Source organism: Roseateles sp. FW305-36 (genome assembly GCF_058787015.1).
The window spans coordinates 160,329-174,836 of the sequence record NZ_JBYSZK010000007.1 but is presented as its reverse complement, the minus strand read 5'-3'; the positions used below and the strand labels follow the sequence as shown (position 1 = coordinate 174,836).

General features: G+C 70.6%; 14 protein-coding genes. 3 read left to right on the top strand and 11 right to left on the bottom strand.

The features are described 5' to 3' along the window. Nucleotides 1-24 precede the first annotated feature (24 nt). From bioB to AC3WOE_RS14935, 10 genes are read right to left on the bottom strand one after another with little or no spacing between them, the layout of a single operon-like run. On the bottom strand, nt 25-1,065 hold the full coding sequence (gene bioB / locus AC3WOE_RS14980; protein ID WP_492691463.1) for a biotin synthase BioB: 1,041 nt from the start codon (nt 1,063-1,065) through the stop codon (nt 25-27). Next, nucleotides 1,062-1,751, bottom strand: a complete 690-nt coding sequence (gene bioD, locus AC3WOE_RS14975; RefSeq protein WP_492691462.1) for a dethiobiotin synthase — start codon at nt 1,749-1,751, stop codon at nt 1,062-1,064. Before bioD ends, bioB begins: the two co-directional genes overlap by 4 nt. Continuing rightward, the gene (locus AC3WOE_RS14970; RefSeq protein WP_492691460.1) at nt 1,748-2,962 is read right to left on the bottom strand and encodes an 8-amino-7-oxononanoate synthase; all 1,215 of its coding nucleotides are present in this window, start codon (nt 2,960-2,962) and stop codon (nt 1,748-1,750) included. The genes bioD and AC3WOE_RS14970 overlap by 4 nt, the downstream gene beginning before the upstream one ends. Beyond that, nucleotides 2,949-4,229 carry an adenosylmethionine--8-amino-7-oxononanoate transaminase gene (gene bioA / locus AC3WOE_RS14965; RefSeq protein ID WP_492691459.1) on the bottom strand — a complete coding sequence of 427 codons (1,281 nt, stop codon included), beginning with the start codon at nt 4,227-4,229 and terminating at the stop codon, nt 2,949-2,951. Before bioA ends, AC3WOE_RS14970 begins: the two co-directional genes overlap by 14 nt. Continuing rightward, nucleotides 4,226-4,837 carry a DUF4126 domain-containing protein gene (locus AC3WOE_RS14960; RefSeq protein WP_492691458.1) on the bottom strand — a complete coding sequence of 204 codons (612 nt, stop codon included), beginning with the start codon at nt 4,835-4,837 and terminating at the stop codon, nt 4,226-4,228. Before AC3WOE_RS14960 ends, bioA begins: the two co-directional genes overlap by 4 nt. Further along, nucleotides 4,834-5,433 carry a DUF7010 family protein gene (locus AC3WOE_RS14955; RefSeq protein ID WP_492691457.1) on the bottom strand — a complete coding sequence of 200 codons (600 nt, stop codon included), beginning with the start codon at nt 5,431-5,433 and terminating at the stop codon, nt 4,834-4,836. The genes AC3WOE_RS14960 and AC3WOE_RS14955 overlap by 4 nt, the downstream gene beginning before the upstream one ends. After that, nucleotides 5,430-6,218 (bottom strand): enoyl-CoA hydratase/isomerase family protein, encoded by a 789-nt coding sequence (locus AC3WOE_RS14950; RefSeq protein WP_492691456.1) that lies wholly within the window; start codon nt 6,216-6,218, stop codon nt 5,430-5,432. The genes AC3WOE_RS14955 and AC3WOE_RS14950 overlap by 4 nt, the downstream gene beginning before the upstream one ends. Next, complete coding sequence (locus tag AC3WOE_RS14945) at nt 6,215-6,766, bottom strand: GNAT family N-acetyltransferase (RefSeq protein WP_492691455.1); 552 nt, start codon at nt 6,764-6,766, stop codon at nt 6,215-6,217. The genes AC3WOE_RS14950 and AC3WOE_RS14945 overlap by 4 nt, the downstream gene beginning before the upstream one ends. A gap of 5 nt (nt 6,767-6,771) precedes the next feature. Beyond that, nucleotides 6,772-7,578 carry a hypothetical protein gene (locus AC3WOE_RS14940; protein WP_492691454.1) on the bottom strand — a complete coding sequence of 269 codons (807 nt, stop codon included), beginning with the start codon at nt 7,576-7,578 and terminating at the stop codon, nt 6,772-6,774. 6 nt (nt 7,579-7,584) lie between these two features. Continuing rightward, on the bottom strand, nt 7,585-9,192 hold the full coding sequence (locus tag AC3WOE_RS14935; RefSeq protein WP_492691453.1) for a carboxyl transferase domain-containing protein: 1,608 nt from the start codon (nt 9,190-9,192) through the stop codon (nt 7,585-7,587). 161 nt (nt 9,193-9,353) lie between these two features. Between AC3WOE_RS14935 and AC3WOE_RS14930 the strand changes: the two genes are divergently transcribed. After that, nucleotides 9,354-10,046, top strand: coding sequence for a TetR/AcrR family transcriptional regulator (locus AC3WOE_RS14930; RefSeq protein WP_492691452.1), 693 nt, complete (start codon nt 9,354-9,356; stop codon nt 10,044-10,046). Between the two features lie 10 nt (nt 10,047-10,056). On the opposite strand, the gene AC3WOE_RS14925 is transcribed toward AC3WOE_RS14930, so the two are convergent. Continuing rightward, entirely contained in the window at nt 10,057-10,338 is a 282-nt protein-coding gene (locus AC3WOE_RS14925) for a hypothetical protein (RefSeq protein WP_492691451.1), read from the bottom strand. A 76-nt stretch (nt 10,339-10,414) separates the two neighbouring features. On the opposite strand from AC3WOE_RS14925, the gene AC3WOE_RS14920 reads away from it, so the two are divergent. Together AC3WOE_RS14920 and AC3WOE_RS14915 are read left to right on the top strand one after the other, a co-directional pair. Further along, the gene (locus AC3WOE_RS14920; protein WP_492691450.1) at nt 10,415-12,037 is read left to right on the top strand and encodes a FecR domain-containing protein; all 1,623 of its coding nucleotides are present in this window, start codon (nt 10,415-10,417) and stop codon (nt 12,035-12,037) included. A 10-nt stretch (nt 12,038-12,047) separates the two neighbouring features. Continuing rightward, nucleotides 12,048-14,417, top strand: coding sequence for a hybrid sensor histidine kinase/response regulator (locus AC3WOE_RS14915; protein WP_492691449.1), 2,370 nt, complete (start codon nt 12,048-12,050; stop codon nt 14,415-14,417). Nucleotides 14,418-14,508: the final 91 nt, after the last annotated feature.

Here is a 14,508-nt window from a genome sequence, read left to right as displayed (position 1 = left end):
CGTCAGCGTGCGGTGTCGCAGGGATCAGTGGGTGCAGACCTGCACCTTGGCCGCTGCGTCGGACGGCGTCAGCTCGGCCTCGGTCGAGCAGCGCATGCCCAGGCGCTCCAGCAGCGCGCGGTCCTTCTCGGCCTGCGGATTGCTGGTGGTCAGCAGCTTGTCGCCGTAGAACATGGAGTTGGCACCGGCGAGGAAGCAGAGGGCCTGCATGGTTTCCGGCATCTCCTCGCGGCCGGCCGACAGGCGCACCATGGCGCGCGGCATGGTGATGCGGGCGACGGCGATGGTGCGGATGAACTCGAGCGGGTCCAGCGGCGCGGTGCCGGCCAGCGGCGTGCCTTCGACCTGCACCAGGTTGTTGATGGGCACGCTCTCGGGATAGGGGTCGAGGTTGGCCAGCTGCACGATGAGGCCGGCGCGCTCGCGGCGCGTCTCGCCCATGCCGACGATGCCGCCCGAGCAGACCTTCATGCCCTGCTGACGCACGCGGTCCAGCGTGTCGAGGCGGTCTTGATACGTGCGCGTCGTGATGATCTGGCCGTAGAACTCGGGCGAGGTATCCAGGTTGTGGTTGTAGTAGTCGAGGCCCGCTTGCTTGAGTTGCTCGGCCTGGCCGTCTTCCAGCATGCCGGCCGTCAGGCAGGTCTCCAGACCCAGGGCCTTGACCTCGGAAATCATCTCGCCGATGGCTTCGAGGTGGCGCGGCTTGGGCGAACGCCAGGCGGCGCCCATGCAGAAGCGCGTCGCGCCGTTGAGCTTGGCGGCGCGGGCGGCTTCCATCACCTCTTGCAGCGGGATCAGCTTCTCGGCCTTCAGCCCCGTGTCGAAGTGGGCCGACTGCGGGCAGTAGGCGCAGTCCTCTTCGCAGCCACCGGTCTTGATGGACAGCAGCGTTGAAAGCTGCACGGCGTTGGCATCGAAGTGCTCGCGATGCACCTGTTGGGCGCGGAAGAGCAGGTCATTGAAGGGCAGGTCGAACAGGGCCACGACGTCCTTGACGGTCCAGGGGCTGGCCTGGCGGCGGTCGGCGTCGGTGGTGGGGGTGAGGGTCTGGATCTGGTTCATGCGGGGAGGTGTCCGAGCAGGGGTTCGAGCGACAGATGGCGGGCCATCGTGGCGTGGTCGGCGTGGGCCAGGCGGGGAACATGGCCAAGGCAGGGGGCGGCAAGGCCGCGCTGCAGAGCTTGCAGATTGTCGGTGACGTGGGGCTGACGTTCGTCCACGGTGTTGGCCACCCAGGCGGCCAGCGCCAGGCCGCGGGCGCGCACGGCCTCGGCCGTCAGCAGCGCGTGGTTGATGCAGCCCAGGCGCAGGCCGACAACGAGGATGACCGGCAGGCCGAGATCGACGGCGAGGTCGGCGGTGTCCCAGTGTTCGTTCAGCGGCACGCGAAAGCCGCCCACGCCTTCGACGAGGGCGACATCGGCGCGGCCGCCGACCCAGCGCAGCGCATGCAGCAGGGGTTCGCGGACGATGGCCTCGTCCTCGATGCGCGCCGCGATATGGGGCGCGCAGGCGGTGCGCAGTTGCAAGGCGCCGACTTCGGCCGAACTCAGGCCCATGTTGCCGGCGGCGCGCAGGCGCTCGACGTCGTCGTTCAGCCAGTGGCCATCGACGAAGTCCTGGCCGGCCGAGATGGGCTTGAGCGCGGCGACGCGGCGGCCGGAGAGCGCGAAGGCGTGGGCCAGGCCGGCCGTGACGGCGGTCTTGCCGATCTCGGTGTCGGTGCCCGTGATGAAAAAGCCTTTCACGCGGCGCACTCCTGGGCGGCCGCGGCGCGGTCCAGCGCGGTCAGCAGCGTGTCGACGTCGGCGGCGGTGTGCGTGCCGCACAGCGTGATGCGCAGCCGCGCGGTGCCGGCGGCGACCGTGGGTGGGCGGATGCCCGGGACGCGCAGGCCGGTGGCCTCCAGCGCGGCTGCCAGGGCCATGACCTCGGCATTGCCGCCGACGATCAACGGCTGGATGGGCGTGGCCGCGTCGGTCAGCGTCCAGCCCAGGCGCGGGTGGTGGTCGATGAGGGCCATCAGGCCATCGCGCAGCCGGGCCTGCAGGGCGACGAGGTTGGCGCGGCGGGCGGCGCCGAGCGGGCCTTCGATCAGCGCGAAGCTGGTCAGCAGCGCATGCTCGATGGCCGGTGGCGAGGCGGTCGAGAAGATGAAGTTGCGCGCGGCCTGCAGCAGGTAGTCGACGATGGTGGCGTGGGCGGCGACGAAGGCGCCGGCCAGGCCGGCGGCCTTGCCGAGGGTGCCGACGAGGATGAGGCGCTCGCTGCACAGCCCGAAGTGCTCCAGCGAGCCGCGGCCTTTCTCACCCAGCACGCCAAAGCCGTGGGCGTCGTCGACGATGAGCCAGGCGTCGAATTCGTCGGCCAGGGCCAGCAGGCCGGGCAGCGGCGCGAGGTCACCGTCCATGCTGAAGACGGCGTCGGTGACGATGAGCTTGACCTTGGCGGTGCTGGCCGCGAGGAGCGCACGCAGGCCGGCCACGTCGGCATGGCCATAGCGCGTGACCCGGGCCTTGGCCAGCCGTGCCGCGTCGATCAGCGAGGCGTGGTTGAGCTGCTCCGAGAAGATCTCGGTGTGCTCATCACCCAGGGCCGTGACGACAGCCAGGTTGGCCATGTAGCCGGTGCAGAAGCCGATGGCGCGGGCCTGCGGGATGTGCGGGGCGTACCAGCGTGACAGGGTCTCGGCGACGGCCTCGTGTGCAGCACTGTGGCCGCTGACCAGCGGCGAGGCGCCCGAGCCGCCGCCCCACAGACGGGCGCCTTCGGCGATGGCTTCGGCAATCGCCGGCTCTGCCGCCAGGCCCAGGTAGTCGTTGGAGCAGAACATCAGCAGCTCGCGGCCGTTGAGGGTCTGGCGGGGCGCGGTGCCGCTGTCGGCGGTGCGCAGTTTGCGCGTCAGGCTCTGCGCCGCAATGGCGGCGAGCTTGGCGCTGAGGTGTTCAAGCAAGGACATCGTTCAAGGTCGCCGTCACGGCCCCGGCCAGGAAGGCCGCGGTCGCGTCGTCGATCAGGTAAGGGGGCATCAGGTAGACGGTGCTGCCGATGGGACGGATCAGCAACTCGTGCTCGCGCGCCTTCAGGTGGAAGGCTTCCGCGAAGCGCGGTGGCGCTTCAGGCACATCGAAGGCCAGGATCATGCCGCGTTGGCGGAAGTGGTTCACTCGCGGGGCCAACGGGGCAAAGGCACGCGTCAGGCGGCCGGCCTGGCCGCGATTTTCCTCGAGCTGGCCGGCATCGAAGCGGTCCAGCACCGCATTGGCCGCGGCGCAGGCCAGCGGGTTGCCGGTGTAGGAGTGGGAATGCAGGAAGCCGCGGGTGACGTCTTCGCTCCAAAAGGCGGAGAAGACGTCGTCGGTCGTCAGCACCAGCGACAGCGCCATGGTGCCGCCGGTGATGCCCTTGCTCAGCAGGATGAAGTCCGGCCACTCGGCTTGGGTCTGCTCCCACGCGAAGAAGCTGCCGGTGCGGCCGCAGCCGACGGCGATCTCGTCGGCGATCAGGTGCACATTGAACTCGCGCGTCAGCTCGCGCAGGCCCTTCAGATAGGCCGGCGAGTACATGACCATGCCGGCGGCGCCCTGGATCAGCGGCTCGACGATGACGCAGGCGATGGACGCGTGGCGCTCGGTCAGCAGGGCGCGCATGGCATCCAGCGCCTCGGCCTCGTTGCCCAGCCGACCGTCCGGTGACGTGACGATGTGGGCACGCATCAGCAGCGCGTCGTAGGCGTCACGGAAGACCTGCACATCGGTCACGCTAAGCGCGCCCAGGGTTTCGCCGTGATAGCTGTTCTGAAGGCAGACGAACTCGCGCTTCTCGGCCCTGCCGCGGTTCTTCCACGAGTGGAAGCTCTGCTTCAGCGCGATCTCGACGGCGCTGGCGCCATCGCTGCCGAAGAAGACGTGGCCCAGGGCACCCCCGGTGCGGGCCGACAGCCGTTCGGCCAGGCGCACCGCGGGCTCGTGGGTGCAGCCGGCCAGCATCACGTGGGGCAGGGTGTCGAGCTGGGCCTTGATGGCCTCAATCAGCGGCTTGTCGCTGTGGCCGAAGAGATTGACCCACCAGGACGAGTTGGCGTCGAAATAGCGATTGCCGTCGGTGTCGAACAGCCAGGGGCCCTCGCCGCGGGCGATGGGCAGGGGCGGCACGTCGACGAGGCGTGCCATCTGCGTGCAGGGATGCCAGACGGCCTGGCGGCTGCGGTCTTGGAGGGAAGTCATGCGGGACTCGGTGCGCGCCAGCGCTGAATGAGCGCGCGCAGGAACTTGAAGCACAGCCAGATCAGCGTGCCCATCACCGCCAGCGAAAGCGCCAGCAGCGGAAAGAAGACAAAGGGATGGGCCACTGCCAGCCACAGCATGGTGGGCACCGCCACGTCGCCAGCCAGGGACAGGCCGATGTTGGAGAAGGGTTCGGGCGAGGTGTTGGCCGCAGCGCGCGTGCTGGCTTTGGCCGCATGGGCCGTGGCCGCCAGGCCACCGCCAACCAGGGCCGCGACGACGCCCCAGGCCTGGCCATGGTCGCCAGCCCAGCCGCTGACCAGGCCAGCGACGAGGGCGGCGCCGGCGGGAATGCGGATCAGGGTGTGCAGGGCATCCCAGGCGCTGTCGATCAGCGGAATCTTGTCGGCCAGGAATTCGACCAGCGCCAGCAGGGCGGCGCAGCCCATCACCAGCGGCGAGGCCAGCACGTCCAGCCCCGGCGGCAACGCGATCCAGCCCCAGTGCCCGGCGATGCCGACGAGCAGCACCGTCAGGTAAAGGCGCAGCCCACTGGCCCAGCCGAGAGCGGCGGCGAGGGCGAGAAGGTGGACGGCGTCCAGATTCATCGGCGTGCGCTCTCAAAGCCCTGGCGCAGCAGCAGGGCGCCGAAGACGGTTTCGATGAGGGCGCCGGAGAAGGCACCGATGAAGGGGCCGACGGCCTTGAGCTCGGGCGAGGGTGCCGCCAGCACGGCGCCCAGCACCAGGCCGACGCCAGCCAGCGTGAAGCCGCAGGCCCAGTAGATGCGCAGGCCGTAGACGGCGGTGAACACGAGATAGCGGCCACCGATGACCAGCAGCATGGTCGGGAAGAACCATTCCAGCTTCTGCGTCGCCACGCCGAGGGCCAGGGCGCAGCCGGCCAGTAGGCCGAAGGTGCTGAACAGGGCGAGGCGGCCGAGGGGGTTGGTCTTCTGGTGCATGCCGCTGCGGCCGCAGAGCCTGGCCAGGCCCATGCTGACCGGGAAGATGAACATGCCGCCGATCAGCAGTGTCCAGACGGCCTGTTGCGGCCTGCCCAGCGCCGCGATGCCGGCAGCGAGGCTCCAGGCAAACGCCGAAACCAGCACGCCGAAGGCGCCATGCCAATAGGCCTGGCGCATGTCGGCCTGGGCCTGGGCGAGATCGGTGACGGCCGGGGCGGCCAGGGACTGGGCGGTCATTGCGCTTGGGTCCAGGGAGCCGGCGTCTTGGAGAGGAAGCTCTGCACGCCGGCACGGCCTTCGGCGCTGGCGCGGATGTCGGCGATGCGGCGCGCGGTGTCGTCGCGCAGCGCCGGGGTGATCTCGCGGCTGGCCACGTCCTTCACCAGCAGCTTGCAGGCACGCGCGGCGGCGGGGCCATTGGCGCAGATCGCAGCGGTCAGCTCGTCGACCTTGGCGTCCAGCGCGTCGGGCGCGACGGTCTCGTGCACCAGGCCGAGTCGCCTGGCTTCAGCGGCGGAGAAGCGCTCGGCCGTCACGAAATAGCGCCGCGAGGCCTGCTCGCCCAGGGCCTTGACGACGTAGGGGCCGATGGTGGCCGGCAGCAGGCCGAGCTTGGCCTCGCTGAGGCAGAAGCCCGCGGCGTCCACGGCGACGACGATGTCGGCGCAGGCCACCAGGCCGACGCCGCCGGCATAGACGTCGCCCTGCACGCGCGCGATGACGGGCACCGGGCATGAGTAGATGGCCCACAGCATGTCGGCCAGCCGGGTGGCGTCGGCGTGGTTCTCGTCCCAGCTGTAGCCGGCCATGGCCTTCATCCAGTTCAGGTCGGCGCCGGCGCAGAAGGCCTTGCCCTCGGCAGCCAGCACGATGGCGCGCAGATCGTCGCGTTTGCCCAGTTCGGTGAAGGCGGCGCTCAGCTCGGCAATCAGCACCTCGTTGAAGGCGTTGCGGACTTCGGGGCGGTTCAACGTGACGCGGGCGACAGGGCCCGCGGTCGTGACGGTCAGGCAGGTGCTCATGGAGAGGACGGTTCGGGTTGGGCCGCGGCCAGCGGCTTGCACATCAGCACGGAACGGTAGGTCTTGCCCTGCCATTGCACGGTACCGACTTCCGTGTAGCCGCGGCGGGCATAGCGGGCGCGCAGGGCGGCGGCGGGTTCGGCGGTGTCCAGCGCGATCTGGCGGTGGCCCTGGGTGTGGGCCCAGTCTTCGGCGGTCGTGATCAGCTGCTCGGCCAGGCCCTGGCCGCGCCAGTCTGGGTGGACGCCCAGCTGGGACAGGATGGCCGTGCCCGGCGTCGTGTAGAGCGACGGAGGCGGGTCGGCGATATAGGCCTCGCCCATCGGCTTGGGGCCGCGCACGGCCACCGTGCCAACGAGGCGGCCATCGACTTCGGCGACGAAAGCCTGGGCGCCGGCCAGGCGGTCGCGGGTGACGTCCACGCTCTGGTCAACGGCCGTGAAATTCCAGCCCTGGGCGGCCAGGCTGGCATAGGAGGCATGCAGCAGCGCGGTCAGCGTCTGAAGGCAGTCGTCGGGCTGCAGCGGGCGGATGCGGAGGGTGTCCATGGGGTTCAGCGCGGTGCGAGCTGGCGGCTCTGGCTGATGCGCGTGCCGGGGTCGGCGGTCCAGACGACGCGGTCGTCCACCGCGTACAGCCAGCAGGTCTTGCCCTGGCGGGCGCAGTAGTCCAGGGCCTTGCTCATGGCCTCGGCATCCTTCCAGTAGAAGCGCCAGGCGCCGTCGGCGTTGATGGTGAAGGCCTTGGGGGGCGGCAGCGTCAGATAGTGCTGGTAGCGGGCCTGGCCCTCGGCACTGATGGGCACGGCGGCGGCGTTGCCGATGTCGGCAAATCCGGTCGCCGGCGGAACGGCGTGGGCATGCGTGAGCCCGGGCGCCGCGGGCATCGCGGCCGCCGTGCCGGCGTCGACCCGCACGAAGTTGGCCTTCAGCACCACATGCGACTTGAAGGTGCCGGCATGGCATTCGACGTTGTTGGGATCGTCGAAGGGGCGGTGCTGGTAGTTGGAGACGATGCCGACGATGCCGTTGGCGCCGGCATTGCGCGCGGCCAGCACCAGCTTGGTCAGCGCATCCAGCAGGGCGCGGTCGCAGACCTCGGCATCGGTCGGGCGGCGGTTACCGCTGTACTCGGAGCCGCCGATGCCTTCCACCTCGAAATCCGTCGTGATGGTCGTGCCAATTGCCGCCGTCGCGCCGCCAAAGGCCACGCGCAGGTCGCTGACGATGTTGCGGCCGTTCTTGCCGCTGAGCACCGGCGCGACGGGGTGGACGATGGCGAGATTGCGCGCCGCGGCGGGCTGGGCCCAGGCCAGCGTCGCGAGGGCGAGCAGGGTGAAGAAGGGGTGCAGGGATTTCATGGGTTCTTACATCCGGAACACGCCGAACCTGGTCTCGGGAATCGGCGCGTTCAGCGACGCCGACAGGCCCAGGGCCAGCACGCGGCGGGTGTCGGCCGGGTCGATGACGCCGTCGTCCCACAGCCGGGCCGAGGCGTAATAGGGGTGGCCCTGGTCCTCGTACTGCTGGCGGATGGGCGCCTTGAAGGCCTCTTCCTCTTCCGCGCTCCAGGCGCCGCCCTTGGCCTCGATGCCATCGCGCCGGATGGTGGACAGCACGCTGGCCGCCTGTTCGCCGCCCATCACCGAGATGCGCGCGTTCGGCCACATCCACAGGAAGCGCGGCGAATAGGCGCGGCCGCACATGCCGTAGTTGCCGGCGCCGAAGCTGCCGCCAATGATGACGGTGAACTTGGGCACCTGGGCGCAGGCCACGGCCGTCACCATCTTGGCGCCGGCGCGCGCGATGCCGTCGTTCTCGTATTTGCGGCCGACCATGAAGCCGGTGATGTTCTGCAGGAAGACCAGCGGGATCTTGCGCTGGCAGCACAGCTCGATGAAGTGGGCGCCCTTGTTGGCGCTCTCGGCGAACAGGATGCCGTTGTTGGCGACGATGCCGACCGGCATGCCCTCGATGTGGGCGAAGCCGCAGACCAGGGTGGCGCCATAGCGGGCCTTGAACTCGTCGAACTCGGAGCCGTCGACGATGCGGGCAATGATCTCGCGGATGTCGAAGGGCTTGCGGGTGTCGGTCGGGATGACACCGTGCAACTCGCGGGCGTCGAACAGCGGCGCCTTGGGTTCCTGCATGGCCAGCGGGTTGGCCTTGCTCCAGTTCAGGCGCGCCACCGACTGGCGCGCGATGGCCAGCGCATGGGTGTCGTTGTTGGCGAGGTGGTCGGCCACGCCCGACAGGCGGGTGTGCACGTCGCCGCCGCCCAGGTCCTCGGCCGTGACGACCTCGCCGGTGGCGGCCTTCACCAGCGGCGGGCCGCCCAGGAAGATGGTGCCCTGGTTCTTGACGATGATGGTCTCGTCGCTCATGGCCGGCACATAGGCACCGCCGGCCGTGCACGAGCCCATGACGACGGCGATCTGCGGGATGCCTTCGGCGCTCAGGTTGGCCTGGTTGAAGAAGATGCGGCCGAAATGGTCGCGGTCGGGGAAGACCTCGTCCTGGTTGGGCAGGTTGGCGCCGCCGCTGTCCACCAGATAGATGCAGGGCAGGCGGTTCTGCTGGGCGATCTCCTGGGCGCGCAGATGCTTCTTGACGGTGATGGGGTAGTAGGTGCCGCCCTTCACCGTGGCGTCGTTGCACACGATCATGCAATCCACGCCCGAGACGCGGCCGATGCCGGCGACGACACCGCCGCCCGGGGCGGCGTTCTCGTACATGTTCAAGCCGGCCAGCGGTGCCAGCTCCAGAAAGGGTGTGCCCGGGTCCAGCAGCATCTCGACGCGGTCGCGCGGCAGCAGCTTGCCGCGGGCGGTGTGCTTGGCGCGGGCGGCCTCGCCGCCGCCCAGGGCGATCTGGGCCAGCTTGGCATTCAGGTCGTCGAGGTGGCCGCGCATGGCCTCGGCATTGGCCTTGAAATCGGCCGAGCGGGGGTTGAGCTGGGTGGTCAGGACCGGCATGGTGTCTCCGGGCGAGCCCGCTTGACCGCGGAGTAAGCGGGGCTCAATTTATGGATTGACGGCCTCGTGAGCCGTGTGAGGGGCGCCAGAATAGTCGAGGGTGAACCCGGATGCAACGCCGACTTGAGTATTACTCAAGAATTGCGCAGAATGCGCCGGCCATGCCCGCCACCGCCGCTGCTTCGCAACGCCGCTCCCCTTCCGGTCCCAAGGCCGAGCAGCGCGTGCGCGACATCCTGCGCGTCGGCCGCGAGGTGTTTGCCGAGCGCGGCTACGAGCGCGCGACGACCACCGAGATCGCCCAGCGCCTGGGCGTCTCGGAGGCCACGGTCTTCACCTATTTCCGCGGCAAGCGTGCGCTGTGCATGCGGGTCATCGAGGACTGGTACGACGAGATCATCGCCGCCATCGAGGCCGGACTGCCGCGCGAGGCAACGGTGCGCGAGCAACTGGAGTTCGTCGTGCTGACGCATTTGAAGCTCTTCCTGATCCAGGGCACGGGGTTGTGCGCCCTGGTGCTGTCCGAAGGCCGGACCAAGGGCCAGGACCTGGGCGAAGGCCTGGTCGAGTTGCAGCGCCGCTACACGGCACCGCTGATGGACCTGCTGGCCCGCGGCCAGGAGGCCGGCGAGGTCAGGCGCGACATTCCGCTGCGGCTGCTGCGCTCCCTGGTCTTCGGGCCCATGGAGCACGTGCTCTGGGAGGTGGTCATCACCGGCCGCCAGATCGATGTGGAGTCCAGCGCCCATGATCTGGTCGCGCTGTTGTGGCCGGCCCTGCAGGAGCCCGACGAGGAACTGCAGCAGCTGCGCCAGCTGCGCGGAAGGCTGGAAAAGGCGCTCGCTGGCGCCTAGCCGGCCAGCCTCAGCGCGTCCAGGACTGCACCAGCACGGTCTCGCAGACCTTGAACAGCAGCCAGGCGGCCATGGCGGCGAGGGTGGAGGCCAGCAGCTCCAGCAATTGGCGCAGGCCGCCGTCCTGCAGGCCCTGCCAGCCGTGCTCGGACAGCAGGGCCGCGTTGGCGCTCACCAGCCTGACCAGGTCCAGCGTCAGCAGCCCGAAGGCGATGAAGCTCATCACCATGACGCCGAAGCAGGCGATGCGATGGCGGCGCAGCCAGGCGATGAAGCCTGAAATCGTCAGCATTGCGTGGACTCCTCCTGTGTTCGGCATTCTCCGGCATGGCTAGGATGGAGCCTCCTTTGAGGGAAGGGAGGCGGCGATGAACGGACCGAGAGTCTGGCTTGCATGGGCCCTGCTGGCGGCGGGCGCCGTGCATGCGCAACCGCAGACGGCGGACGCCGACTGGCGCTACCGCATCCAGCCGGGTGACACGCTCATCACGCTGACGGACAGCTGGCTGGCCGCGCCCAGGACCTGGCGCGACCTGCAGAAGCTCAACCGCGTGCCCGACCCGCTGCGCCTGCAGCCCGGCTCGACGCTGCGCATGCCCGTCGCCTGGCTGCGACGCGAGGCCAGCGTGGCCGAGGCCGTGTTCGCGCGCGGCCAGGTCACGCGCCTGCGCGGCAGCGCCAGCGAGGCCCTGGCCGTCGGTGCGACGCTGCAGGGCGGCGACCGCATCAAGACCGGCGCCCAGTCCAGTGCCAGCCTGCGTTTCGCCGACGGCTCCCGCCTGCTGATCCCGCCCGACAGCGATGTCACGCTGGAGCAGCTGCTGGTGCTCGGCCGCGGGGCCATTCCCGCCGTGCGCATCGGCGTGCAGCAGGGCGGCGCCGACAGCCGCGTCACGCCCAATGCCCAGCGCGTGCCGCTGTACGAGGTGCGCACGCCCCACGTGAACCTGGGCGTGCGCGGTACCGAGTTCCGCGTGCAGATCGCCGGCGCCCAGAGCCGCATGCAGGTGCTGACCGGTGCCGTGCATGCCGACGGCCTGGGCCCCGACGTGGCCAGCGGCCAGGGCCTGCTGGCCGAGGGCAAGGCGCTCAGCGTCGCGCCCCTGCTCCCCGCCCCCGATCTCACCGGCCTGGCCCCCGTGGCCGAGCGCCTGCCGCTGCGCCTGTCCTGGACGGGCGGCCCGGCCGGCGCGCTGACCTGGCGCGCCCAGCTCTATGCGCGCGGCGATTTCGACCGCCTGCTGCTGGACGAGACCGTCGGCGAGCCCACGGCCAGCTGGGCCGAGGCGCGCGAGCTGCCCGACGGCGACTACACGCTGCGCGTGCGCGCCATCGATGCGCGCGGCCAGGAGGGCGCCGCGGCCGACGCGCCGGTGAGCCTGCAGGCGCGGCCCGAGCCGCCCTTCATCCAGGCGCCCGCCCCGGGTGCCGTCAGCTACAACGGTGGCATGGCCCTGGTCTGGTCGCGCAACACCGCGGCGCCCAATGTGAAACTGCAGGTCGCGCGCGATGCCGGCTTCAAGGACCTGGTGCTGCAGCCCACGCCCATCGATGGCGCGAACTACGACGCCCGGCTGCCGGACGGGGTCTACCACTGGCGCATCGCTTCGGTGGAGGCGGGCGGGCGCTCCGGTCCCTTCAGCGATGCCCAGAGCTTCGAGATCAAGCCGCCGCCGCCCGCGCCGCCCCCGGCCGAGCCCGAGGTCAGTGGCGACCAGCTCAAGCTGCGCTGGCGCGCCGACCCCGGCATTACGCGCTACGAGCTGGAATGGGCCAGGAACGAAGCCTTCGAAGGCGCCGATGTGCAGCGCTTCAGCACCGACAAGGCCGAGCTCGTGATCCCGAAGCCGTCGGCCGGCAAATACTTCCTGCGCGCCAGGGCCTTCAATGCCGCCGGCGCGGCCAGCCCCTGGGGGCAGACGCAGATGATCGAGCAGCCCTATCCGCGCTGGCTCTGGTTGCTGCCGCTGCTGCTCGTGCCTCTTCTGTGAAAAATCCGGTTTGAAACGCTGGCCCTGGCTCGCCCTGCCCGCAGCCTTGCTGCTCTGGGCCCTGCTGAGCCTGACCGGCGCCCAGCCGCGCATCGACCGCGCCCTGGGCGACCTGCTGCTGCGTGCCGCCGCGCCGCCCGCGCCGGCCCCCACCAGCGTCATCGTCGACATCGACGACGCCTCGCTGCGCACCCTGCGCCAGCCGCTGGGCGAGTGGCCGTATTCCCGCGAGGTCTACGCGCTGATGCTGGACTATCTCGGCCAGGTCGGCGCCCGCCTCGTCGTCATCGACATCGTCTTCTCCGGCCCGCGCGAGGGCGATGCCCGCCTCGCGGCGACGTTGCGCGGCGGCCCGCCGACGGTGCTGGCGGCGGCCGGCCTGGCGACCCGGCAGCGTGCCGGTGTCGAACTGGCGCCGGCCAGCGCCGCCGAGCAGCGCGCGCTGACCCGCCTCGGGGCCGCGCACGCGCCGGGCCTGGACTGGGACGCGCTGACGGCGCCGACCGACGCGTTGCTGGATGCGTTGACCGAACCGGCCAGCCTGGGCGTCATTTCGGTGGCCCTGGACGAGGACGGCCTGCTGCGCCAACTGCCGCTGCTGCACCGCGTGCAGGGGCGCAGCCTGCCCAGCCTGGCCTTCGCGGCGCGGCTGCGCACCGATGGCGCGCTGGCCTGGCAGCGCGAGGGCGGTGATCTCGTCGCTGGCGCGCGCCGCTGGCCGGTGGACGAGGAAGGGCGGCTGCGATTGCGCCTGCCGCTGCACGGTGGCGACCCGCCGCGCGTGTCCTGGCAGCGCCTGATGCGGGCGGCCCTCGGAGAAGCCGAGGACAGCGAGCTGGCCCAGCTGCTGGCCGGCCGCAGCATCTTCGTCGGCAGCAGCGCCTTCTTTGCCGACGAGATCATGACGCCGCAGGGCCGGCTCTCCGGCACGGCGCTCAATGCCGCCGTCTTCGAGGCCCTGGGCGCCGAGCCGCTGCCGCTGCTGCGCGAACACGGCGCCGCCGTGATAGCCGTGAACGCGCTGCTGCTGGCCCTCGGCGCCCTGCCGCTGCTGCTGCGCCGCCAGGCGCTCGCCGCGGGTGTGGCCATGGCCATCGGGATGCTCGCGTCCTGGATGGCCGTCAGGGCGGGCCTGATACCGACACCGGCGCCGGGCTTCTACCTGCTCGCCCTGGCCCTGCTGCTGACGGCCATCGAGCATGAGCGCCACACGCGCGAGCGCGAACGCGAGCTGACGCGCGAACGCGAGCTGGCCGACGCGCGCAGCCGCGCCAAGACCGAGCTGCTGGCCCAGGTCAGCCACGAGATGCGCACGCCGATGAATGCGGTGCTGGGCTTCTCGGACATCCTGGCCCGCTCGCCGCTGCGCCCCGAGCAGGCTCACTACGTCGAGGTGCTGGGCCATGCCGGCCGCCAGGTCTTCGCGCTGATCAACGACCTGCTGGACAACGCCCGCATCGAGAGCGGCCGGCTGGAGCTGGCCTCGCATCCCTTCAACCTCGTCGACCTCGTCGAGTTGCAGCTGGAGCTGCTGCGCGAGCGCGCCCAGGGCCAGGGCCTGTGGCTGCGCGTCTTCGCCCGCACCGAGGCGGCGGGTTGGGTGCTGGGCGACCAGCAGCGCGTGGCGCAGATCGTCACCAACCTGGTCGGCAACGCCATCAAGTTCACCAAGGCCGGCGGCGTCACCGTGGAGTTGTCGCGCGATGGCGAGGGCCGGGTCGTCATCAGCGTGCAGGACACCGGCATCGGCATCGCGCCCGAAAGGCTGGAGCGCATCTTCCAGCCCTTCGCCCAGGCCGATGCCAGCATCGCCCAGGAGTTCGGCGGCACCGGCCTGGGCCTGGCCATCACGCGCAGCCTGGCGCGGCTGATGGGCGGCGATGTCGGCGTGCAGAGCCGCCCGGGCGAGGGCAGCCGCTTCGAGGTCAGCCTGGACCTGCCGGAAGCGCGCCCGCCCCACGCCGACCTGGCCGAGCCTCGTGCCGACCGCATTGCGCCGACGCGCGAGCTGGCGCTGCTGCTGGCCGAGGACAACGACGTCAACGTTCTCGTCATCGAGGGCATGCTGGCGCCGCTGGGCCACCGCATCACGCGCGTGCGCGACGGCGAACAGGCGCTGGCTGCGCTGCGCGAGGGCGACTTCGATCTCGTGCTGATGGATATGCTGATGCCCGGCACCGACGGCCTCACGGCCACGCGGCAATGGCGGGCGCTGGAAGCGGCCGAAGGCAGGCCACGCACGCCCATCGTCGCGCTGACGGCGAACGCCTTCGACACCGACGTGCAGCAGTCGCTGCAGGCGGGTTGCGACGCGCATCTGACCAAGCCGCTGAGCCTGGCAGCGCTGCTGCAGGCCCTGGCCAAGTACGCGCGAGTCTGAGGCGTTAGGCGCCGGGCGCGCCTGTGCAGGAAGTCAGGCCCTAGTTCGTGGTGCTGTGATTGCGCCACAGCCCTGACTTCCCGCAGGGGAG

Bases quoted from the DNA above. Each gene is read 5' to 3' on its own strand.
- AC3WOE_RS14955 (WP_492691457.1), bottom strand. From the start codon at position 5,433: ATGACCGCCCAGTCCCTGGCCGCCCCGGCCGTCACCGATCTCGCCCAG.
- AC3WOE_RS14945 (WP_492691455.1), bottom strand. From the start codon at position 6,766: ATGGACACCCTCCGCATCCGCCCGCTGCAGCCCGACGACTGCCTTCAG.
- AC3WOE_RS14970 (WP_492691460.1), bottom strand. From the start codon at position 2,962: ATGTCCTTGCTTGAACACCTCAGCGCCAAGCTCGCCGCCATTGCGGCG.
- AC3WOE_RS14940 (WP_492691454.1), bottom strand. From the start codon at position 7,578: ATGAAATCCCTGCACCCCTTCTTCACCCTGCTCGCCCTCGCGACGCTG.
- AC3WOE_RS14935 (WP_492691453.1), bottom strand. From the start codon at position 9,192: ATGCCGGTCCTGACCACCCAGCTCAACCCCCGCTCGGCCGATTTCAAG.
- bioA (WP_492691459.1), bottom strand. From the start codon at position 4,229: ATGACTTCCCTCCAAGACCGCAGCCGCCAGGCCGTCTGGCATCCCTGC.
- AC3WOE_RS14925 (WP_492691451.1), bottom strand. From the start codon at position 10,338: ATGCTGACGATTTCAGGCTTCATCGCCTGGCTGCGCCGCCATCGCATC.
- AC3WOE_RS14950 (WP_492691456.1), bottom strand. From the start codon at position 6,218: ATGAGCACCTGCCTGACCGTCACGACCGCGGGCCCTGTCGCCCGCGTC.
- AC3WOE_RS14930 (WP_492691452.1), top strand. From the start codon at position 9,354: ATGCCCGCCACCGCCGCTGCTTCGCAACGCCGCTCCCCTTCCGGTCCC.
- bioB (WP_492691463.1), bottom strand. From the start codon at position 1,065: ATGAACCAGATCCAGACCCTCACCCCCACCACCGACGCCGACCGCCGC.
- AC3WOE_RS14920 (WP_492691450.1), top strand. From the start codon at position 10,415: ATGAACGGACCGAGAGTCTGGCTTGCATGGGCCCTGCTGGCGGCGGGC.
- AC3WOE_RS14960 (WP_492691458.1), bottom strand. From the start codon at position 4,837: ATGAATCTGGACGCCGTCCACCTTCTCGCCCTCGCCGCCGCTCTCGGC.